The following is a 20,507-nucleotide window of genomic DNA, read 5'->3' as shown; positions in this document are numbered from 1 at the left end:
GGGTGACCGATACCTCTACCCGGCGGGAGACGACCACGGCCGTCCAGCGACGGACCCTCGCCGTGCTGTCCGCCGCCCAGATCGTCGGCGGCGTGGGTATCGCGATCGGCCTCGCGCTCAGCTCCGTCGTCGTGGACCAGCTCTCCGGCTCGACGGTGATCAGCGGTCTCGCCGGTACGGCCACCGTCCTCGGCGCCGCGCTGCTGGCCCTGCCGACCGCGAAGGCGTCCGGCAGGGGCGGCCGACGCGGCGGGCTGGCCGTTGCGTACACGGCCGCCCTCGCCGGGTGCGTGGTCTCGGTGCTGGCGATCACGATCGCCTCGTGGCCGCTGCTGCTGGCCGGACTGGTCCTGGTGGGCGGCGGCAGCGCGGGCAACCTCGCCGCCCGCTACTCGGCCACCGACCTGTCACCCAAGGGCCACGCGGCCAGGCACCTGTCGCTGGTCGTGTGGATGGCCACGATCGGCTCGGTCGCGGGCCCCAACCTGGCCAAGCCCACCGACCAGATGGGCGTCTCCGCCGGGCTGGCGCCGAACGCGGGGCCGTTCGCCTTCTCCGCGCTGGCCTTCGGCCTGGCGCTGCTGATCGTCGTGCTCGGGCTGCGGCCGGACCCGCTGAAGCTCGCCAGGAGCCTCGCCGGGCGGAGCACGACCGACACCGGCGGGAAGAGCCGCACGCTCAGGGACGCCTGGGCGGTGCTGCGCACCACCCCCATGGCCCGCCGCGCGCTGGTGATGATCGCGGTCAGTCACACCGCGATGGTGTCCGTCATGTCGATGACCCCCGTCCACCTGCACCACAACGGCTCGTCCCTGGAGATCATCGGGATGGTCATCAGCCTGCACATCGCCGGCATGTACGTGCTGTCGCCGGTGGTGGGGTGGCTGGCCGACAAGGCGGGCCGGGTGCCGGTGCTGGTCCTCGGCATGGCGCTGCTGCTCGTCTCGGCCGTGCTCGCGGGTACGGCGGGGCACCGCGTCTGGCAGGTGACGGTGGCCCTGGTGATCCTCGGCGTCGGCTGGTCGTGCGGCCTGGTCGCCGGCTCCGCCCTGGTGAGCGAGTCGGTGCCGATCGAACGCCGCCCGGCGGTGCAGGGCCTGTCCGACCTGCTGATGAACGTCTGCGGCGCCTCGGGCACCGTGATCGCGGGCGCCATCGTGGGCGCGCTGTCCTTCGGCGTCCTCGGCCTGGTGGTGGGCGTGATGGTGACGGCCGCCGGGGTGTGGCTCGCCGCGACCGGCCTGCGGGCGGGTCCGCTCACTTCGCGTCGGAGTAGCGGCTGACCGCCACGGCCTCCATCGGGAAGCGCACGGGGGTGCTCCCGAACAGCAGCCTGGTGGCCTCGGCGGCCGAGGCGGCGACGGCGGCCGCGACCTCCTCGACCAGGTCGAGCGGGCAGTGGACCATGACCTCGTCGTGCTGGAAGAACACCAGCCGGGCGGGCTCGGGCAACCGGCCGCGCAGCACCGCGAGCAGCGCCAGCGCCCACTCGGCGGCGGTGGCCTGGACGACGAAGTTGCGGGTGAAGCGGCCCCTGTCGCGGGCGGCCCGCGCGCCCTCGGGCCCGGAGACCAGCTCACGCCAGTGCCCGGACGGCGGCGGTGAGGTGCGGCCCAGCCACGAGCGCACGACCTTGCCGTCTTCGCCCGCCTTCGCGGCGTCCTCGACGAACCGGTACGCCTGAGGGAAGCGCTGCCGCATCACGGCCAGCACCTTGGCGGCGTCGCCGCCGGTGCCGCCGTACATGGCGGAGAGCATGGCGAGCTTGGCGTTCTCACGCTCGCCGCCGAAGGAGGCGGCGAGCGCGGAGTAGAGGTCGATCTCGCCCGCCGCCTCGGCCAGCCCGGCGTCGCCCGCCATCGCGGCCAGCACCCGGGGCTCCAGCTGGGCGGCGTCGGCGACGATGAGCGCCCAGCCGTCGTCGGCCACGACGACCTTCCGCATCACCTTGGGGATCTGCAGCGCCCCTCCCCCGCTGGTGGCCCAGCGGCCGGAGACCACGCCGGCGACGACGTACTCGGGACGGAAGCGCCCGTCGCGCACCCACTGGTCGGCCCAGGTCCAGCCGTGGAAGCTGTGGAGGCGGGCGAGTTCCTTGTAGGCGAGCAGCGGCGCGGCGGCCGGGTGGCCGAGCTTCTTGATCTCCCACGAGCGGGTGGAGCCGATCTGGAGCCCCGCCCCCTTGAACGCCTTGACGAGCTGCTGCGGCGAGTCGGGGTTGACCGGGTGGCCGAAGGCGGCGGCGACCTCGTCGGCGAGGGCCTGGAGCCGGGCCGGGCGCATGCCGTGGACCGGCCGGGGGCCGAGGAGTTCGGTGAGCAGTTCGTCGTGCGCGTCACGGCGCCAGGGCATGCCGTCGTGGGCCATCTCGGCGGCCAGCAGCGCGCCGGCCGACTCGGCGGCGACGAGGAGCCGGAAGCGGCCGGGCTCGGGCAGCGCGGCGATGCGCCTTCGCTGGTCGGCGTGGACCTCGGCCAGTTCGGCCGCGCCGAGTTCCGTCCGCTCGGGCTCGAACAGGGTGTCCTGTTTGGCGGCCGGGCCGTCGCCGGTCTCCGGCACGGGCAGGCCGTGGAGCCTGGCGAAGGCGGCCTGCGCCGAGTGCGCCTCGCCGTAGCGGCCGTCGTGGGCCAGCAGCAGCGCCTCGGTGAGCGTGAGATCGTGGCAGCGCGCGAGCCTGACCCCGGCGCGCACCAGCGCGGGGTAGACGGCACGGGTGTCGGCCCAGACCCAGCGCGGGGCGGCGCGCTCACGCTCGCGGACGCTCTCGGCGTCGAGGGAGCCGGCGACGGTCAGGACGGTGTGCACGCCCTCCAGAGTGCCACCACCCACCGACCGTTTCTCCGATGTGTCGATGTGTGCGCGCTCTCCGGAGGCTCACCACCCGCCGAGGGGCGGTTCACACGCCTTCCGAACCGACACCGACCGCCGGGCCCGCCCGGACTCAGGGCTTGAGGCTGATCTCGAAGTGGTCCTCGATCGGCGGGTTCTCCTCCTGCGGCAGGCAGCCGGTGGCCGCGAAGCAGCTGACCGTGAGTTTCTCCGGCGTCACCGTCAGCCGCAGGAACTGCTTGAACAGCGGCGGCTCGTCCCAGTCGGAGAACTCGGACAGATGGCGGTGGAAGACCCGCTTGACCGGCAGCCGCAGCGGCCACGGCCAGGCGCCGAGCATGCGGGCCGCCCACCGCATCCGCCTGGTGATCTTCAGTGACCGGTCGACCGGCCGCACCGGCGTGTTGCGGATCTGTTCGAGCATGATGCGCGAAGCCTCCGTCGGCGTGAGGTAGAGCCACTTCATGCGCAGCCGCCGCGCGTACAACTGGCTGTAGAAGGACAGCGAGTCGCCGCGCAGCGGGTAAGCGCGGAAGTCGTCCTCCTCCACCCCGGCCACGTCGATGCGCTCGATCGTGTGGGTGGCGTGCATGAAGGCGCCCGCGCCGCCGGAGACGACGTACTGGATGGTGCGGCCGTCGGCCAGCCGTACCGGGTAGCGCTGGTAGTTGTGGACGTCGCCGCCGATGGCGGCGACGTAGCGGTGGGCGGGGTCGCGCACGATGTCGTCGATAGTGCCCCCGCCCTCCAGCGGCGACGGCTTGTAGACGTTGCGGGTGTAGATGGGCTTACCGGTGACGAGGATCTTCGGGCGCGGGTCGGCGGAGACCCGGCGCAGCCAGGCGGTCTGCTGCCTGTCGATGGAGCCCTTGATGCCGGTGTCGACGCCCACGACGAGCAGGCTGTCACTCTCGATCACCCAGTACGGTGCGGGCTGCACGGCCCGCTGGGCGGGGGCGCCGCGTAATGCGCGGGCCTCGCGCAGCCGGTCCTCGTCGATGGGGTCCGGCCTGCGCCACAGCAGGCCGCGCAGCCCCTTGCGCGGCATGGGGCGCAGCGGCGGCGCGTCGCAGAAGACGCGCATGAACCCGCCGAGCCCGTCGTACCAGTCGTGGTTGCCGGGGATCGCGTAGATCGGCGCCTGGTAGTCCTTGTAGGGGCGGAAGAACTTGTCGCCGTACTCGTCGCCCGCGCCAGTCGGGTAGACGACGTCGCTGGCGACGACGGCGAAGTCGGTGCCCGCGCCGACCTTGAGGAGTCCTGGTACGACGGCGTACTGGGAGGCGTCGCCCTCGCCGGGATCGCCGAGGAGCAGGAAGCTGAAGGAGTGGCCGAGGCCGGGGTCGATGCGGTGGCCGGGGTCGACGCCGCGCGCGTGCTGGGCGGCCACCCAGCGGGCGCGCACCTCGCCGGAGGGGTCGCCGAACAGCCCGGCGAGCACCTCGTTGCGCGAACGCCACAGTGTCGAGGGATTCAGCCAGGAGAAGATGGCGTCATCGGGACGTAAATCGGTGAACCTGCCGATCTGTTCGCATCCCCACCCCGCCCCCGCCTCCGAGGTGCGTGAGGACTGCTGCTCTCCGTGCTCGATCGTGAGGTCCGCCATGCCCTACATTTTCGCGACGATCTCCGGCCGACGCATCCGAACTCTCCGTACCGTCGGGAACACGGTTGGTGTACCCTCGACCCTCAACCGTCCGAGGGGGGCTGGACAGATGGCCCGATACGGTTTCGACGACAAGGTACGGCGGGAGGCGGTGGGGGCCGCCTCCGTCGAGGGCCTGCTGGCGTACGCGATGTCCCGCCCGAGATGGGCCGCGCTGCGCGGGGCCCGGCGCGCGGTGGCGATGGCGAGGGACCTCGCGGCGGCCGACCCGCAGGCGTACACGGGGCTGCTGTCGCGGGCGCTGCGCACGACGGCGGGCCTGCTGCTCAGACGCCGCCGCCCGGAGGAGGCGCTGCCGCTGGCCGAGGAGGCGGTGGTGCTGGCCCGCCGGGCGGGCGGGGCGCCGCTGGTGGTGTCCCTCGCATGCCTGGCCCAGGTCCTGGAGGCACTCGACCGGTACGGCGAGGCCGCCGCCGCCTCCTCCCAGGCCGCGCGCGAGGCGGCGGACGACGAGGAGTGAGCGCCCGCCGGCAGCCGAGTCCGGGAGCGCTCGTCGGCTGCCGGGCCGGGTCCGGGGGAGTTGGCACCCATCGACGGCCCGGCCCTGGCCTGGCCGGGCGTTCTCACCGGCTGCCGGGCCGGGGCCGGGGGGAGTTCTCACCGGCTGCCAGGTCGGGGCCGGTGCCGGGCGTTCTCACCGGCGGCCGGGCCGGATCCTGGAGTGCTCACTTACCGGCGACGAACGGCGGACCCGGTGACTCCCGTCAGGGGACGAGCGCGCCCGGGTTCATGATCCCGGCCGGGTCGAGCCGTCCCTTGACCGCCCGCAGGATCTCCACGCCGAGCGGCCCGATCTCGGCCGCGTAGGCGTCGCGGTGGTCGCGGCCGACGCCGTGGTGGTGCGAGATGGTGCCGCCCGCCTCGACGATCGCCGCGTTGACGGACTCCTTGGCCCGCTCCCATTGCTCGACCGGGTCGCCGTGCTGGGCGGTGACGACGGTGAAGTAGAGGCAGGCGCCCGTCTCGTAGACGTGGGAGACGTGGCACATGACCAGCGGCGAGCCGAGGGAGCCGAGCAGCGACAGCCGCACGGCGTCGTACAGGCGGGGCAGGTTCGACCAGAATCCGGCGGTCTCCAGGGTCTCGACGGTGGCTCCGGCGGCGAGCAGCGCGTCGCGCAGGTAGGGCGCGGAGAAGCGGCCGTGCTCCCACGCCCGCCCGGGCTCCTCGCCGAGCGGGGTGCCGCCGTGGCCGGTGAGGACGTCGGCGACGGCCTGCCTGCGTGACAGGGTGCCGTCGTCGTATCCGGTGATGGCCAGGCAGCCGGTGTCGCCGGAGCCGATGGACTCCGGCCTGGCCAGTCCGATCATGGTCTCGGTCTCGTCGGACAGCCGCAGGACGGCGGGCAGCAGGCCGCGCTGGGCGAGTTCGCGCAGGGCGGCGCGGCCCTCGGCGAACCCGGGCAGCCGCCAGCCCTCGTACACCTGCGTGGTGGGCGCGCGGCGCACGCGCAGACGCAGCGAGGTGATGACGCCGAGGGCGCCCTCCGAGCCGAGCACGAGTTGGCGCAGGTCGGGTCCGGCCGCCGATCTGGGGGCGCGGCCGAGGTCGAGGGTGCCTTCCGGGGTGGCGAGGGTGAGGCCGACGACCATGTCGTCGAAGCGCCCGTACCCGGCGGAGGCCTGGCCGCTGGAGCGGGCGGCGGCGAACCCGCCGAGCGTCGCGTACTCGAAGGACTGCGGGAAGTGGCCGAGGGTGAGTCCGTGTTCCGCGAGCAGGCGTTCGGCCTCGGGCGCGCGCACGCCGGGCTCGAACACGGCCGTCATCGACTCGGTGTCGACCTCGACGAGCCGGTCGAGGCGGGCCAGGTCGAGGGCGATCGTGCCGACGAGGTCGTGTGACGCCGCACTCAGCCCGCCGACGAGGTCGTGAGCCGACGCGCTCAGCCCACCGGCGAGGTCATGAGGTACCTCGGTCAGCCCACCGGCGAGGTCATGAGGTACCTCGGTCAGGCCACCGGCGAGGTCGTGGGACGCCGTGGTCAGGCCGCCGACGACGGAGGTGCCGCCGCCGAAGGGAACGACGGCGACGCGTTCTGTCGCGCACAGCCGCAGCACGGCCTCGACCTCGGCGGCCGAGCCGGGCAGCACGACCGCGTCCGGCGCGCCGGAGCCGTCGCCCGCGCGCAGGCGCAGCAGGTCGGGGGTGGACTTCCCGCGCGCGTGCCGTACGCGGGCCTCGTGCCCGGTCTGGACGTGCGGCTGCCCGACGACCGCCGCGAGCGCCCGCGTGATGCGCTCGGGCAGCCTGCCCGGCGCGAGCCGGACATCGGCGAGCCCGGCGGCTGCGCGCGCAGGCTCGCGCACGCCGAGCAGGTCGCGCAGGAGGCCGAGGACGCTCTCGGGCAGGTCGCGGGCCTTGGCGGGGTCGCCCCACCCGGACCAGAGCATGGGTTCAGTCACGCTCTACACTGTGACATATGACGTCGATTCGTCACAATGCGGTGCTGGACGCGGCGCGCGACTGCGTCCTGGCCTACGGTGTGCGGCGCACGACGCTCACCGACGTGGCCAGAAGGGCCGGGGTCTCGCGCATGACCATCTACCGCCGCTGGCCCGACGTGCGGGGGCTGGTGGCGGACCTGATGACCCGCGAGTGGGTGGGCGTCATGGCGGAGCTGGACGTGGGCGATCCGGTCGCCGCCGTGGTCGAGGGGGTCAGGACGCTGCGCGCCCACCCGCTGCTGCGGAAGATCGTCGAGGCGGACCCCGAACTGCTGCTGCCGTACCTGCTGCATCGCACCGGAGCCACCCACGAGGCCGTGCTGTCGGTGCTGGAGCCCGCCGTCGGCGACCGGGCCAGGGCCAGGGCGGTGCTCCTGGTGGCACAGTCGTTCCTGCTGTCGGGTCCGACCGTGCTCGGCGAGGACGAACTCGACGCCCAGTTGACCGATCTCCTGGAGGCATACCTTGACCGGTGACTCGCTGAACGCGGCGCGCAGGGCCGCCGACCTGGACAAGACCGCCGCCGACGGGGTGGACGTGCTCGTCGTCGGCCTGGGCGCGACCGGTGCGGGCGCGGCGCTCGACGCGGCCTCTCGCGGTCTGAGTGTAGCCGCGATCGACGCGCACGACCTGGCTTTCGGCACGTCCAGGTGGAGTTCCAAGATGATCCACGGCGGGCTGCGCTACCTGGCGAAGGGGCAGGTGGACGTCGCCTACGAGAGCGCGGTCGAGCGCGGCGTGCTGCTCAGGCGGACGGCTCCGCACCTGGTCGAGTCGCATCCGTACCTGCTGCCGCTGACCCCGGCGCTCCCCCGCCGCCGGGCGGCACTGGTGATGGCCGGGCTGCGGCTCGGCGACGGGCTGCGGGCCGCCTCGCGTACCCCCCGTCACCTGCTGCCCGGCCCCTCCCGGCTGCCCGCGGACAAGGCCCGTCACCTGGCCCCCGTCCTGAGCGGGGAGGGGCTGCGCGGCGCGCTGCTGTCGTGGGACGGACGACTGTCCGACGACGCCCGCCTGGTGGTGGCGATCGCGCGGACGGCCGCCGGGTGCGGCGCGCGGATCCTGACCCGGGTCCGCGCGCTGGAGCTGCGGGCGGACGGCGCGCGCGTGCGCGACGAGCTGACCGGCGAGGAGTTCGACGTCCGGGCGCGGGCGGTGGTCAACGCCACCGGCGTGTGGGCGGGCGGGCTCGACCCGTCGGTGGAGTTGCGTCCCTCGCGCGGCACGCATCTGGTGTTCCGGGAGGAGGCGCTGCCCGGACTCCGGACCGGGCTGCACGTTCCGATCCCCGGTGAGTTCAACCGGTTCGCGCTGGTTCTCCCCCAGAGCGACGGCCGCGTCTACGTCGGCCTGACGGACGAGCCGGTCGAGGGGCCCGTCCCCGACGTGCCCGAGGCGCCCGAGAGGGACGTCAGAACGCTCCTGGAGGTGCTGAACTCGGTCCTTGAGGCTCCTGTGCCCCGTGAGGCCGTCGCGGGCGCCTACGCGGGTCTCAGACCGTTGCTGGCGGGCGGCGGGCGCACGGCCGACCTGTCGCGCAGGCACGCGGTGCTCGGCGACGGCGGCTTCGTGACGGTGGTGGGCGGCAAGCTGACCACCTACCGGCGGATGGCCCAGGACGCCGTGGACCTCGCGGTGAAGCTGCGCGACCTCGACGCGGGCCCCTCGATCACCGCGCGGCTGCCGCTCGTGGGGGCGCGCGGCGCCCCCGCGCGGGGCGCGGGCATCGCCGGGCGGGAGCTCGCGCGGCTGGCCCGCCGCTACGGCTCCGAGGCGGTCGCGGTGCTCGCCTACGTCAGGCGCGAGCCCGATCCCGTCGGCGCCGGGGTGACCAAGGGCGAGCTGCGCTGGGCCGTGGAGCACGAGGGCGCCCTCGACGAGAGCGACCTGCTCGACCGCAGGACCCGCGTCGGGCTGATCCCCGAGGACCGGGAGGCGGCGCTGGAGGCCGCCGGGGACGTGCTGAAAGGTTGACGGATCCGGACCCGGGTAAGAGATCCCTTTTCCGGCCGCACGCTCACCGTGTGTGCACTGTCGCTACCCCGTTAGGTTAGTCTTACCTAAGACAGCTCGGGGAGGGGGAGCGTGGCCAGAGGTTGTGATCATCCCGCAGGGTGCCACACCGGCGTCGTGCCCACGCTCGCCAGCGCGACCGTGGGCGCGCGGCTCTGGCTGCTGATCGAGTACTCCGGCCCCTGGCCCACCCGCATCGAGGACGGCACCCTGCCCGGCCCGATCGCCGAACTCGTCCGGCGGGCGCGCGAGCGCGGCATCAGGCCGCAGCTGATCCGCCGCCCCGGACGCCGGACCCAGACCCGGACGCGGGAGCAGGGCCTGCGTGTGCTAGCCGGGTACGCCGCGGGTGAGCACCCCTGGCTGGCCGGCGGCGTCGTCGCAGGTCCCGACGATCTTGACCTTGACGCGCTGGTGGCCGGAGTGGTCCCGGAATCCTGCATACTTGAAGACGAGCCGGTATTTCTGGTCTGCACGCACGCCAAGCGCAATGCGTGCTGCGCCCGCATTGGACTACCCCTCGCTCGTGGCCTGGCGGAAATCATGCCGGACAGAGTATGGGAAACGTCACACGTTGGCGGCGATCGTTACGCCGCCAACCTCGTGTGCTTGCCACACGGAATTTTCTACGGCAGCATGTCTCAGGCTGCTGCGATCGCAGCAGCGAACGCGTACCGGTCCGGCGAGGTGATTCTCGACCGTTTCCGGGGACGCGCAGGCATCCCTGAGCCACTGCAAGCCGTGGAGCACTTCGCCCGAGCCCATACGGGAGAGCGCACCCTCGGCGGAGTGGCCGTGGAGTCCGCCAGGACGGACGGCGACGTCACCGAGGCCATCGTGCGCATCGGCGGCGTCCGGTTCCAGGTTGTGGTCGAGCCATCGGTGTTCCAAGCACCGTGTGGCACGGTTTGCGCCGAGACGATCACCACCTACCGGCTGGTTTCGCTGGACAGGCTCGCGCCTGTGCGGTACGCCACGCCCGCCCTCACCTGATCACGGGAACATCACGGCCTACCCCTGCGTTGGACCAGTGACGCCCAAAGCGTCCAATGCGGCTCAATTACCGAAATACCTCTCACAAAGGTGGTTTTCTCATGTCTCAGGTACGTCGGCAGCTCGCCCGCCCGCGCCCCAGCTGGGGTTGGCAGGATGATGCCGCGTGCCGGGGTGAGGACCTCGTGCTCTTCTTCGGCCCCGACGGGGAGCGGCAGCCCGAGCGTGACGTACGAGAGCGGAAGGCCAAGGCGATCTGCGCCGGTTGCCCCGTTCGCACCGAGTGCCTTGACTACGCGCTGTCCCGCCCGGAGAAGTACGGCACCTGGGGCGGACTCAACGAGGACGAGCGCGCCAGCGAGCGTCGCCGTCGCATGCGCCGCGCCGCCAGCGCCGGCATCTCCGCGGCCTGAACTTCACCACGGCAGCATCTGTACTTTTCGCGCGTGATCACGCAGTTGTCCCGATGACTCGAACCCGGTCGGGACAACTGCCTGATCAGGCGGGGATGTCCCGTACGCCGATCCGGCGGCGGAACACCCAGTACGTCCAGCTCTGGTAGAGCACCACCAGCGGCAGGAAGATCACCGCGACCCACGTCATGATGCCCAGCGTCTTCGGCGTGGCCGAGGCGTTGACGACCGTGAGACTGTTGGCCGGATCCGGCAGCGACGGCAGCACATCGGGGTAGAGCACCACGAACAGGGTGACGGCCGCGACCCCCACCGCGACCGCCGACAGCGCGAACGCCCACCCCTCCCGCCCTCTCCACACCGCGCCGAGCGCCGCGACGAACGCGAGCGCGGCCAGCGCCGCGAGCACCGCCGTCGCCGCCGTGCCACCCAGGAACTGTGTCCACACCAGGAACACGACCGCGAGCACCGCGGCGGCCGCGCCGACGCGCAGCGCGACGCCCGCCGCCCGCCGCCTGATCTCGCCCGTGGTCTTCAGCGCGAGGAACATGGCGCCGTGCGCCGTGAACAGCGTGAACGTCACCAGCCCGCCGAGGATCGCGTACGGGTTCAGCAGGTCGAGTACCGAGCCCGCGTACTCGTGGCGGGCATCGAGCGGCACTCCCCTGACGATGTTGGCGAAGGCCACCCCCCACAGCAACGCCGGTACGGCGGAGCCGAACACGATGGCCCGGTCCCAGCCCGCCCGCCAGCGCGCGGAATCGCGCTTGGCCCGGTACTCGAAGGCCACCCCGCGCACGATCAGGGCCACCAGGATGACGAACAGTGGCAGGTAGAAGCCGCTGAACAGGCTCGCGTACCACTCGGGGAAGGCGGCGAAGGTCGCGCCTCCGGCGGTGATCAGCCACACCTCGTTGCCGTCCCACACGGGCCCGATCGTGTTGATCATGACGCGGCGCTCGACGCCGGTCCTGCCCAGTACCGGCAGCAGGATCCCGACCCCGAAGTCGAACCCCTCCAGCACGAAGTAGCCCGTCCACAGGACGGCGATGGCGACGAACCACAGGTCGTTGAGCGTCAAAGGTCCCCCTCGATCCGGGAAGGCTCAGTACGCGAAGGCGAGCTTGCCCTCTTCGGGCTGCTCGTCCTCCGGTGGCGGCGCCTTCCTGGCGTACTTGATCATCAGGCCCAGCTCGAGCACGGCGAGGACGCCGTACAGGAGGGTGAAGCCGATCAGCGAGACCAGGACGGTCCCCGGTGAGACCGAGGGCGAGACGCCCGCGGCCGTCTTCATCTGCGTGAACACGATCCAGGGCTGACGGCCCATCTCGGTGAAGATCCAGCCGAAGCTGTGGGCGACGACCGGCAGGACCACGGCCCACACCGCGACCCGCCAGATCCACGGCCGCTCGGGCAGCCGCCCTCTCCGGCTGAGCCACAGCAGCGCGAGGGCCAGCAGGGCGGCCAGCGCGCCCGCGCCCATCATGAGCCGGAAGCCCCAGTAGGTGATCGGGATGTAGGGGCGGTAGTCGCCGGGCCCGAACCTGGCCTGGTACTGCGCCTGGATGTCGTTGATCCCCTCGACCTTGCCGGTGAACGTGCCGGTGGCCAGGAAGGACAGCGCGCCGGGGATCTCGATGGAGAAGATCGGCCGGGATCCGTCGAGGGTGCCGATGGTGAACAGCGAGAACGGCGCGGGCTGGGCGGTCTCGTAGAGGGCCTCGGCGGCGGCCATCTTCATCGGCTGGGTCTCCGTCATGACCTTACCGAGCGTGTCGCCGGAGAAGAAGATCAGCACGAAGGCGATCAGGGACGTCCACAGGCCGAGCTTGAACGAGGGCCGGAAGACCTCGACGTCGCGTTTCCTGGCCAGGTGCCAGGCGGAGACGGCGAACAGGATGACGCCGCCGGACAGCCACGCGCCGAAGACCGTGTGCGGGAAGGTCACCAGCAGGATCTTGTTGGTGATGACGGCGCCGAAGTCCTCGAGTTCGGCGCGGCCGCTCGCGCTCGTGAACCCGACCGGCCACTGCATGAAGGAGTTGGCCGCGAGGATGAAGTAGGCCGAGACGGTGGTGCCGAAGGCCACCACCCAGATACAGGCCAGGTGGACGGCCTTCGGCAGCCGGTCCCATCCGAAGATCCACAAACCCAGGAACGTGGACTCCAGGAAGAAGGCGACCAGCGCCTCGATGGCCAGCGGGGCGCCGAAGACGTCCCCGACGAACCTCGAGTAGGAGCTCCAGTTCATGCCGAACTGGAACTCCTGCACGATGCCGGTCACCACGCCCATCGCGAAGTTGATGAGCAGCAGCTTGCCCCAGAACTTGGTGGCGCGCTTGTAGTGCGGCCTGCCGGTGCGGACCCATGCGGTCTGCAGGATCGCCACCAGCAGCGACATGCCTATCGTGATCGGCACGAACAGGAAGTGGTACACCGTGGTGATACCGAACTGCCAGCGTGCCAGATCCAACGCGTCCATGTTGGTCACTGTAGGTGTGGGTTACTCACCTACAGTGAGGACACGCCCGGGGTGCCTTGGTCAGGCGATCAGATCGTCGAACTCCCCGTCCTTGGCGCCCAGCACGAACGCGGAGATCTCCGCGCGCGTGTAGACGAGAGCCGGGTCATCGGGGAAACGGGAGTTGCGCATCGCGATCTCTCCCGTGGGCAGGGCGGCCACCTCGACGCAGTTGCCGTTGGGGTTGCTGCGCCGCCCCTTCCGCCAGGTGACGGGAAGGGTGCTGGCCTGGGTTCCGTTGCGGAACTCGTGCATGAGAATGCTCCTTGGCGTGCGTTGCAGATGCACGTGCATGCCGCACAATACGGGAGCGCGTTGATCTCCATATAGGGGATGGCCAAAAAGGCGGCTGTGCCGTGGATCACACCCGGCGGAACCGCTCCAGGAAGCTCCTGGATTCCTCCGGAAGGTCGGCCTGGACGCTCAACCGGTCCATGACCTGGAGATACTGCTCGGACTCCGCAGGCTTGTCGAGGTAAAGGGCGCTGGTCAGCTGCTCCATGTAGACGACGTCGGGCAATTCGGTCTCAGGGAAGCGCAGCAGGCTGAACGGTCCGCCGGCCGCCGCGTGCCCGCCCCGGTCGAACGGCACGACCTGCAGCGTCACGTTGGGCATCGCCGTCAGCTCCAGCAGCCGCTCGATCTGGGCGTCCATGATGCCGGGCCCGCCGATCGTGCGGCGCAGGACGGCCTCGTCGATCACCGCCCAGATCTTCAGCGCGCCGTCGAGCACCCGCTGCTGGCGGCGCATGCGCAGGCCGACCCGGCGGTCGAGCTCGCCCGGGGCGACGGAGTCGTGCGCGAGCCTGATCACCGAGCGAGCGTACTCGGGGGTCTGGAGCAGGCCGGGTACGAACTGGTTCTCGTACGTCCTGATGATCGAGGCCGCGCCCTCCAGGCCGATGTAGACCTCGAACCAGGCCGGAAGCAGGTCGGCGTACTTGTGCCACCAGCCCGGCAGGTTGGCCTGTTTGGCCAGTTCGAGCAGGGGTGCGCGGTCCTTGTCGTCGGTCACGCCGTACAGGGTGAGCAGGTCGGCGACGTCGCGGTGCTTGAAGCTGACCTGGCCGAGCTCCAGCCTGCTGATCTTGGCATGGGAGGCGCGGATGGCGTAGCCGGCGTCCTCGCGGGTGATGCCCCTGGCGGTGCGGAGCGTACGCAACTGCGTGCCGAGCAGGATCCGGAGGACGGTGGGGCTCCCCTGCCCTTGGGACAGCAGGCTCCACTGGGCGCTCACTCGGTACCTCCGGACCTCGAAAGCACCCAGTCTCCCACGCGGTCGGCCATTTTGCACAGTTCATCTGCACGTGCATTTGCAAAGGTCATCCGCAAAACACGAAGAGTCTTGCATCCGTAAGCACCGGAGGTAAAGATAGGCAGTGGATCACCAGATCGGGGACACGATGACGACTTTCGACGCACGTCCGCGAGCCGCCACTGGTCCCGTACCACCTCCCTGGCTGGCCGCCATACTGCTGGGCGGGGGAACGGGGCAGCGGGAGGCGGTTTACCGGTTTCGGGAGTTCAGCGCGCTCGAACCCGCGTACGTGGCCACGTCCAGACGCTTCGTCGAGAGCACGCTGACGTCCTGGGACGCCCAGCCCATCGTCTTCGACGTCCAGCTCGTGGTCTCCGAACTCGTCACCAACGCCATGCGCCACGGGGGCGGCGCGCTCCAGCTCCGCATGCTCGCGGCCGAGGCCGAGGTGGCCTGTGTGGTCACCGACTACAGCAGGTCCGCCCCGACGCCCGCGCCGCCGAGCGTGTTCGCGGAGTTCGGGCGAGGGCTCGCGCTGGTGGAGTCGCTGACCAGGACGTGGGGCTGGCTCACCCCACCGGGGCCGAACAAGCTGGTCTGGGCCTGCATCAGCCTCAACTAGGGCCGAGGTAGCTCAGCACGTCGGCGTCGCTGAGCTGGTCGAAGTGCGCGTACCACTGCCCCACCGCGAAGAAGTCCGGCGGCGTGGCCAGCACCACCAGCTCGTCGGCCTCCCCCCGCAGTGCCCGTACGGTCTCCGGCGCCCCGACCGGCACAGCGAGCGTGACCCGCTCGGGGTCCGCCGCCGCCACCGCGCGCAGGGCGGCCCGCGCCGTGCCCCCGGTGGCCAGGCCGTCGTCCACGACGATGACCTCGCGCCCGGTGAGCGCGGGCAGCGGCCGTCCGCCCCGGTAGACCTGCACCCTGCGGGCCAGCTCACGGCGCTCGCGGGCCACGACGTCCGCCACCGCCTCGGGCGTCAGACCCAGGCGGGCGAGCAGGCCCTCGTCGAAGACCGGCTCACCGCCTTCGGCGATGGCCCCGACGCCCAGCTCGGGCGAAGGCGGGTAGCCGATCTTCCGGGTGACCAGGACGTCGAGGGTGCCGCGCAGCCGCCGCGCGACGGGCGCCGCCACCGGGACCCCGCCCCTGGGCAGGGCGAGGACCACCGGCGACACGGCGAACCGCAGGCGCCGCGCGAGCAGTTCTCCGGCCTCGGTCCGGCTGGTGAACAGCGCTCCCATACTGGTCACCTACCCGCTTTTCACCCTTTTGTACGGTTCATCAGGGGCGATTACGGCCGGATCTGCGCATTTCCTTGTGGATCTGCCGCCACCGGTTCTGCCGCTCCTTGCGCAGGCGGACATCCGTACGCGTGGCCATCCAGGCGGCCTCGCGCTGGAGCTTGCGCCAGCTCGTCAGCCGCCGTTCCGGCAGTTCGCCGTTCTCCAGGGCCGCGATCACCGCGCAGCCGGGCTCCGCGTCATGATCGCAGTCGTCGAACCGGCACCCGCGTGACAGCTCGTCGATGTCGGAGAAGACCAGGTCCACCCCGTCGGTCATCTCGTACAGGCCCACCCGGCGGATCCCCGGCGTGTCGATGACGAGACCGCCGCCGGGCAGCGGGATCAGCTCGCGGTGCACGGTCGTGTGGCGCCCGCGCCCGTCGGCCGCCCGTACCAGCTGGGTCGGCATCGCCGCCGTCTCAGCCAGGGCGTTGACGAGGGTGGACTTGCCCGCGCCCGACGGGCCGAGCACCACGGCGGTGCGCGAGCCCGCGAGGTAGCCGCCCACCAGGCCGACCCCCTCGCCGAGCAGCGAGGAGACCGCGTGCACGTCCACGCCGGGCGCGGCTGCTCTGACGTCGGAGACCAGGTCGTCGAGCCCGTTCTCGAACAGGTCGGACTTGGTCAGCAGCACCACCGGGGTGGCGCCGGACTCCCACGCCAGCGCGACCAGGCGTTCGATGCGGCCGAGGTCGGCGAAGTCGGTGGCGTGCATGGACGGCTCGGCCACGAAGACGACGTCCACGTTGGCGGCCAGCACCTGGCCCTGCCCGTCGCCCGACAGGCCGGCCCGCGACGTGCGCGACACGCCGCCGCGCATGAACGAGCTGGTTCTGGGCAGGACGGCGGCCAGCTCGGAGCGGCCCTCCGCGAGCGGCCTGAGCGCGACCCAGTCACCGACGCACGGCAGCGCGACGGGGTCGGCGGCGGCGGCCCGGCGGACCTGGGCGCCGTATCGCACGTGATGGGTCCCGTCGGCCGCGATGACCTCGGCCGCGCCTCGGTCGACGCGGGCCACCCGGGCGGGGACGGTGCCGACGGGCAGCGCGGACACACGCGCCGCTGTCCAGCCGAGCAGGGAAAGATCGAACAGAGAAAGGTCGTCGAACGACAACGTAGGTGACACCTCTGGGTGAGAACCCGGGTGCCACGGTCAGGCGGGCACCCGGAAGCTGATGGACGGCAGGCTGAACGGAGAGACCCGCATAGTCCTCACCTCCTGAATCGGGCGCCTTGTCGCGCGGGGCTACTTTACGTGGCGATCTGTCACCGGGCAAGGGATTTGCCGGTGCGTCGTCGCGGCGGGGCGCCGCCACGACGCGGAGCGTCCTCCTGGAGGCCCCGCGCACGCGGCGGGTGGCACCGGTGAGCGGCGCCGTGGCCGACACCGTGGCCGACACCTGGCCAGCACCGTGGCCGACACGGTGCGGCTGTTCCGTGACGGAGGGTTACGAGAGGCCGGGCGCCGGGAACGACGCGGTGAGCTCGGAGACCTCGGCGTGGACCCGGGCGATGACGGACTCGGCGTCGCCCTTGGCGAGCGCGGTCACGACCTCGTCCATCCACGCGGCGATCTGCCGCATCTCGCCCTCCTTCATGCCCCGCGACGTCACCGACGGGGTGCCGATGCGGATGCCCGACGGGTCGAACGGCTTGCGGGTGTCGAACGGCACCGCGTTGTAGTTCGTCTCCAGCCCGGCCCGGTCGAGCGCCTGCGCGGCGGGCTTGCCGCCGATGCCCTTCGGGGTGAGGTCGAGCAGGATGAGGTGGTTGTCCGTGCCGCCGGACACCAGGTCGAAGCCGCGCGCCGCCAGTTCCTCCGCCAGCGCCTTGGCGTTGGCGACCACCTGGGCGGCGTAGTCGCGGAAGGACGGCTGGGCCGCCTCGTGCAGCGCCACGGCGATCGCGGCCGTGGTGTGGTTGTGCGGGCCGCCCTGCAGGCCGGGGAAGACGGCCTTGTTGAGCGCGGTGGCGTGCTCGTCGGCGTCGGCCATGAGCATGGCGCCCCGAGGGCCGCGCAGCGTCTTGTGCGTGGTGGTGGAGATGACGTCGGCGTGACCGGCCGGCGACGGGTGGGCGCCGCCCGCGATGAGGCCGGCGATGTGCGCGATGTCGGCCGCGAGCACGGCGCCGACCTCGCGGGCGACCTCGGCGAAGGCGGGGAAGTCGATGGTGCGCGGGATGGCGGTGCCGCCGCAGAAGATCAGCTTGGGCCGGTGCTCAAGGGCGAGGGCGCGCACCTCGTCCATGTCGACGCGGCCGGTGTCGCGGCGCACCCCGTAGCGGACCGGGTTGAACCACTTGCCGGTGGCGCTGACCGACCAGCCGTGGGTGAGGTGGCCGCCGAAGGGCAGGCCCATGCCCATGACGGTGTCGCCCGGCTTCAGGAACGCCAGGTAGATCGCGAGGTTGGCGGGCGAGCCGGAGTACGGCTGGACGTTGGCGTGGTTCACGCCGAACAGCGCCTTGGCGCGCTCCACGGCGACGGTCTCGATCTGGTCGATGACCTGCTGGCCCTCGTAGTATCGCTTGCCCGCGTAGCCCTCTGAGTACTTGTTCGTGAGGACCGTTCCGGTGGCCTCCAGCACCGCCCTGGAGACGTAGTTCTCCGAGGCGATGAGTTTGACGGTGTCGGCCTGGCGGCGCTCCTCCGCCTGGACCAGCTCGGCGATCCGCGGGTCCACACTCGCGAGAGAAGACATGGTTCTCCTGTCGTTGTTGACGGGCGAAGACCCAGGCGCCCGGCCTCCGCTTCCTCCGCTCCCCGGTGGTTGGTCCACCTTTGTGCGCCAGTCGCGACGTCCTAGACGATAGCGGAATCACTTGGTGCGGGAGGCGCGGGCGTCGCCCCAGAGGCGGTCGACCTCGGCGTTGAGGATGGCGCCGATGAGGACGGCGAGGGCCGTGATGTACAACCACAGCAGCACGGCGATGGGCGCGGCGAGCGAGCCGTAGATGGACATCGGCGACACCCAGGCCGCCAGGACGCCGCGCAGGACGGCGGCGCACACGATCCACAGGAACAGCGCCAGGATCGCCCCCGGCAACTCCTTGTACCAGCGGGTGCGGACCGGCACGCTCACGTGGTAGAGCACGGTGAGGAACAGCACCGAGCCGATGATGACCACCGGCCAGTAGCCGACGTCGATGACGACGCCGTACTGCGCGGGCAGCGCGCCGCGCAGCAGGGTCGGCCCGATGACCAGCACGGGCATCACGATGATGCCGATGACCAGGCCCACGATGTACAGGCCGAACGACATCAGGCGGGTGCGCACGATGCCGCGCGCCTCGCCCAGGCCGTAGGCCACCGAGATCAGGTCGACGTAGACGTACAGGGCCCGCGAGCCCGACCACAGCGACAGCAGGAAGCCCACGGAGATGACGGACACCTTGCTGGGGTCGTCGCGCAGCACGTCGTTGAGCAGCGGCTGCACCACCTTGGTCACGGCCTCGGGGGTGAACAGCACACCCGCCTGGCTGAGCACCCACTGCTCGACCGCGTGCACGTTGTCGCGGCCGAGCCAGGTGCCGAGCTTGGCCAGCACGCCGATGAGCCCGAGCACGAACGGCGGCAGCGACAGCAGGGCGAAGAAGGCGGCCTCCCCGGCCAGGCCGGTCACCCGGTAGTCGACGCCGGCGTTGGTCGTCGCGCGCGCGATGGCCCACGACCGGGTGTCGCGCACCCAGTTCAGATGGGTTCTGGCGACGCCCAGCAGCTCACCGCGCCGCCTGCGCGGCGCTTGCTGTGAGGGCGCATCCGTCGACGTCATGCCACCAAGGGTTCTCGCAGGAGTACTTCAGGACAGCTTATGTCCTGCCCTGAGGGCTTTACTTGATGTCGACGATCCGCGCGCCCAGGGGCAGGAGGGACACGGGGACCATCTTGAGGTTGGCGATGCCGAACGGGATCCCGATGATGGACAGGAAAAGCGGGATCGAGGTGACGACGTGCCCGATGGCCAGCCAGATCCCGGCGACCACGACCCAGATGATGTTGCCGAGGGTGGACATGACCCCGGCCTCCGGGTTGCGCACGACGGTGCGGCCGAAGGGCCACAGGACGTAGCCGGCGATCCGGAACGAGGCGATGCCGAAGGGGATCGTGATGATGAGGATGAAGCAGATGACGCCGGCCAGCGCGTAGCCGATCGCCAGCCAGATGCCGGCGAAGACGAGCCAGATGACGTTCAGCAGTGTCCGCATAATCCCACCATGTCAGGACCTCCCGGTCAGGCCATCGGGGGCTTCCCCGAGGGAGCCCTGCCCTTGCCCGGAGGCCCGGCGAACGCCTGCGCGATCGACAGCCAGGCGTTGGCGGTCTCCCCCGCACAGGTCAGCGCGGTGTCGTCGCGGTGCACGCGCTGGGTCACGAGCAGGCAGAAGTCCAGCATGGGGCCGCTGACGACGTCCTCGACGCGGTCGGGGCCGATGGCCCAGGCGGCGCCGTCCGGCATGACGAGTTCGACCCTGACGGGGTCGGTGGGGACGGGCAGGCCGCGGACCAGGAAGCTGTAGGGCAGGGCGCGGACGCCGATCTGGGCGACGTGGCGCAGCCTCGGGGTGGGCTCGCGGGCCAGACCGAGGGCGTCGGCGACGTCCTGGCCGTGCGCCCAGGTCTCCATGAGGCGGGCGGTGACGAAGGACACGGCGGACATGGCGGGGCCGTACCAGGGGACGCGGTCCTTGTCCTCAAGGGTGGCGAAGGCGTCGAGGCTGCGGGCGCGGGCGGCGGTGAACCAGCGCAGGAGCTCGTCGCAGGGCAGGTGGCGGGTGGCGGCGGCGAGGTCGTCCACGGTCCGGTCGTGGGGGATGGAGGCGGTGAAGGTCTCAGGTTCGAGGACGGCGGTGACGGCGGCGTCGTCGAACCAGGCCAGATGGCCGACCTGGTCGCGGACCGCCCAGCCGGCGGCGGGCGTCGGCGCCTCCCACTGCTCCGGCGTCAGGGGCCGGAGAATGGTCTGCAGGTCGGCCGTCTCGTCTCTCAGATCCCCCAGAACCTCGCCCAACAGCCCCATATCGGCACTCTACGCGCATACTTTCCTTTTGTCCTTTACGGTCCCCCGCCGTACCCCACCCGCCGC

The 20,507-nt window shown here is 71.6% G+C and carries 20 protein-coding genes and 1 riboswitch; of the genes, 7 read left to right on the top strand and 13 right to left on the bottom strand.

Going from position 1 to position 20,507, the window contains the following annotated elements; genetic code table 11:
• The first annotated feature begins 2 nt into the window (after window positions 1-2).
• A complete protein-coding gene (locus ABD120_RS01985; RefSeq protein ID WP_343947891.1) occupies window positions 3-1,283 on the top strand; it encodes an MFS transporter in 1,281 nt (426 codons plus the stop codon).
• On the opposite strand, the gene ABD120_RS01980 is transcribed toward ABD120_RS01985, so the two are convergent.
• Window positions 1,258-2,805 (bottom strand): bifunctional 3'-5' exonuclease/DNA polymerase, encoded by a 1,548-nt coding sequence (locus ABD120_RS01980; protein ID WP_343947890.1) that lies wholly within the window; start codon window positions 2,803-2,805, stop codon window positions 1,258-1,260. The genes ABD120_RS01985 and ABD120_RS01980 overlap by 26 nt on opposite strands.
• A gap of 136 nt (window positions 2,806-2,941) precedes the next feature.
• A complete protein-coding gene (locus ABD120_RS01975) occupies window positions 2,942-4,435 on the bottom strand; it encodes a metallophosphoesterase family protein (RefSeq protein ID WP_343947889.1) in 1,494 nt (497 codons plus the stop codon).
• Between the two features lie 109 nt (window positions 4,436-4,544).
• On the opposite strand from ABD120_RS01975, the gene ABD120_RS01970 reads away from it, so the two are divergent.
• Window positions 4,545-4,955 (top strand): hypothetical protein, encoded by a 411-nt coding sequence (locus ABD120_RS01970; protein WP_343947888.1) that lies wholly within the window; start codon window positions 4,545-4,547, stop codon window positions 4,953-4,955.
• 244 nt (window positions 4,956-5,199) lie between these two features.
• Here ABD120_RS01970 and ABD120_RS01965 read toward each other — a convergent pair whose 3' ends face one another.
• Entirely contained in the window at window positions 5,200-6,885 is a 1,686-nt protein-coding gene (locus ABD120_RS01965; RefSeq protein ID WP_343948244.1) for an FAD-binding oxidoreductase, read from the bottom strand.
• Window positions 6,886-6,914: 29 nt separating this feature from the next.
• Between ABD120_RS01965 and ABD120_RS01960 the strand changes: the two genes are divergently transcribed.
• The 4 genes from ABD120_RS01960 (at window position 6,915) to ABD120_RS01945 (ending at window position 10,358) form a co-directional block, all read left to right on the top strand.
• A complete protein-coding gene (locus tag ABD120_RS01960) occupies window positions 6,915-7,415 on the top strand; it encodes a TetR/AcrR family transcriptional regulator (protein WP_343947887.1) in 501 nt (166 codons plus the stop codon).
• Window positions 7,405-8,913: a glycerol-3-phosphate dehydrogenase/oxidase gene (locus ABD120_RS01955; RefSeq protein WP_343947886.1), complete on the top strand. Its 1,509-nt coding sequence runs from the start codon at window positions 7,405-7,407 to the stop codon at window positions 8,911-8,913. Before ABD120_RS01960 ends, ABD120_RS01955 begins: the two co-directional genes overlap by 11 nt.
• Window positions 8,914-9,069: 156 nt before the next feature.
• On the top strand, window positions 9,070-9,945 hold the full coding sequence (locus tag ABD120_RS01950) for a sucrase ferredoxin (protein ID WP_343947885.1): 876 nt from the start codon (window positions 9,070-9,072) through the stop codon (window positions 9,943-9,945).
• A 101-nt stretch (window positions 9,946-10,046) separates the two neighbouring features.
• Window positions 10,047-10,358, top strand: a complete 312-nt coding sequence (locus ABD120_RS01945) for a WhiB family transcriptional regulator (RefSeq protein WP_270159808.1) — start codon at window positions 10,047-10,049, stop codon at window positions 10,356-10,358.
• A gap of 85 nt (window positions 10,359-10,443) precedes the next feature.
• On the opposite strand, the gene cydB is transcribed toward ABD120_RS01945, so the two are convergent.
• The 4 genes from cydB to ABD120_RS01925 all read right to left on the bottom strand — a co-directional run bounded on the left by cydB (window position 10,444) and on the right by ABD120_RS01925 (window position 14,116).
• Window positions 10,444-11,439 (bottom strand): cytochrome d ubiquinol oxidase subunit II, encoded by a 996-nt coding sequence (gene cydB, locus ABD120_RS01940; RefSeq protein ID WP_343947884.1) that lies wholly within the window; start codon window positions 11,437-11,439, stop codon window positions 10,444-10,446.
• 24 nt (window positions 11,440-11,463) lie between these two features.
• Window positions 11,464-12,840 (bottom strand): cytochrome ubiquinol oxidase subunit I, encoded by a 1,377-nt coding sequence (locus ABD120_RS01935; protein ID WP_343947883.1) that lies wholly within the window; start codon window positions 12,838-12,840, stop codon window positions 11,464-11,466.
• Between the two features lie 60 nt (window positions 12,841-12,900).
• Complete coding sequence (locus ABD120_RS01930) at window positions 12,901-13,134, bottom strand: DUF397 domain-containing protein (RefSeq protein ID WP_343947882.1); 234 nt, start codon at window positions 13,132-13,134, stop codon at window positions 12,901-12,903.
• 106 nt (window positions 13,135-13,240) lie between these two features.
• The gene (locus ABD120_RS01925) at window positions 13,241-14,116 is read right to left on the bottom strand and encodes a helix-turn-helix domain-containing protein (protein ID WP_343947881.1); all 876 of its coding nucleotides are present in this window, start codon (window positions 14,114-14,116) and stop codon (window positions 13,241-13,243) included.
• Window positions 14,117-14,258: 142 nt separating this feature from the next.
• On the opposite strand from ABD120_RS01925, the gene ABD120_RS01920 reads away from it, so the two are divergent.
• On the top strand, window positions 14,259-14,759 hold the full coding sequence (locus ABD120_RS01920) for an ATP-binding protein (RefSeq protein WP_343947880.1): 501 nt from the start codon (window positions 14,259-14,261) through the stop codon (window positions 14,757-14,759).
• On the opposite strand, the gene ABD120_RS01915 is transcribed toward ABD120_RS01920, so the two are convergent.
• The 6 genes from ABD120_RS01915 to ABD120_RS01890 form a co-directional block, all read right to left on the bottom strand.
• Window positions 14,752-15,381 (bottom strand): phosphoribosyltransferase, encoded by a 630-nt coding sequence (locus tag ABD120_RS01915; protein ID WP_343947879.1) that lies wholly within the window; start codon window positions 15,379-15,381, stop codon window positions 14,752-14,754. The two genes, ABD120_RS01920 and ABD120_RS01915, sit on opposite strands and share 8 nt — an antisense overlap.
• Window positions 15,382-15,421: 40 nt before the next feature.
• On the bottom strand, window positions 15,422-16,537 hold the full coding sequence (rsgA, locus tag ABD120_RS01910) for a ribosome small subunit-dependent GTPase A (protein ID WP_343947878.1): 1,116 nt from the start codon (window positions 16,535-16,537) through the stop codon (window positions 15,422-15,424).
• A 334-nt stretch (window positions 16,538-16,871) separates the two neighbouring features.
• Window positions 16,872-18,125, bottom strand: coding sequence for a serine hydroxymethyltransferase (gene glyA / locus ABD120_RS01905; protein ID WP_343947877.1), 1,254 nt, complete (start codon window positions 18,123-18,125; stop codon window positions 16,872-16,874).
• Window positions 18,126-18,147: 22 nt separating this feature from the next.
• A riboswitch (ZMP/ZTP riboswitch) is annotated at window positions 18,148-18,230 on the bottom strand.
• Window positions 18,231-18,242: 12 nt separating this feature from the next.
• Window positions 18,243-19,196: a YihY/virulence factor BrkB family protein gene (locus tag ABD120_RS01900; RefSeq protein WP_343947876.1), complete on the bottom strand. Its 954-nt coding sequence runs from the start codon at window positions 19,194-19,196 to the stop codon at window positions 18,243-18,245.
• Window positions 19,197-19,254: 58 nt separating this feature from the next.
• A complete protein-coding gene (locus tag ABD120_RS01895; protein ID WP_343947875.1) occupies window positions 19,255-19,629 on the bottom strand; it encodes a YccF domain-containing protein in 375 nt (124 codons plus the stop codon).
• Window positions 19,630-19,655: 26 nt separating this feature from the next.
• Window positions 19,656-20,441 (bottom strand): TIGR03084 family metal-binding protein, encoded by a 786-nt coding sequence (locus ABD120_RS01890; protein WP_343947874.1) that lies wholly within the window; start codon window positions 20,439-20,441, stop codon window positions 19,656-19,658.
• Window positions 20,442-20,507 lie beyond the last annotated feature (66 nt).

This window comes from Nonomuraea longicatena, assembly GCF_039525605.1.
In the GTDB taxonomy this organism is placed as follows: Bacteria; Actinomycetota; Actinomycetes; order Streptosporangiales; family Streptosporangiaceae; genus Nonomuraea; species Nonomuraea longicatena.
The sequence above is the reverse complement of the archived record's forward strand: the minus strand, read 5'-3'. Positions and strand labels throughout refer to the sequence as shown.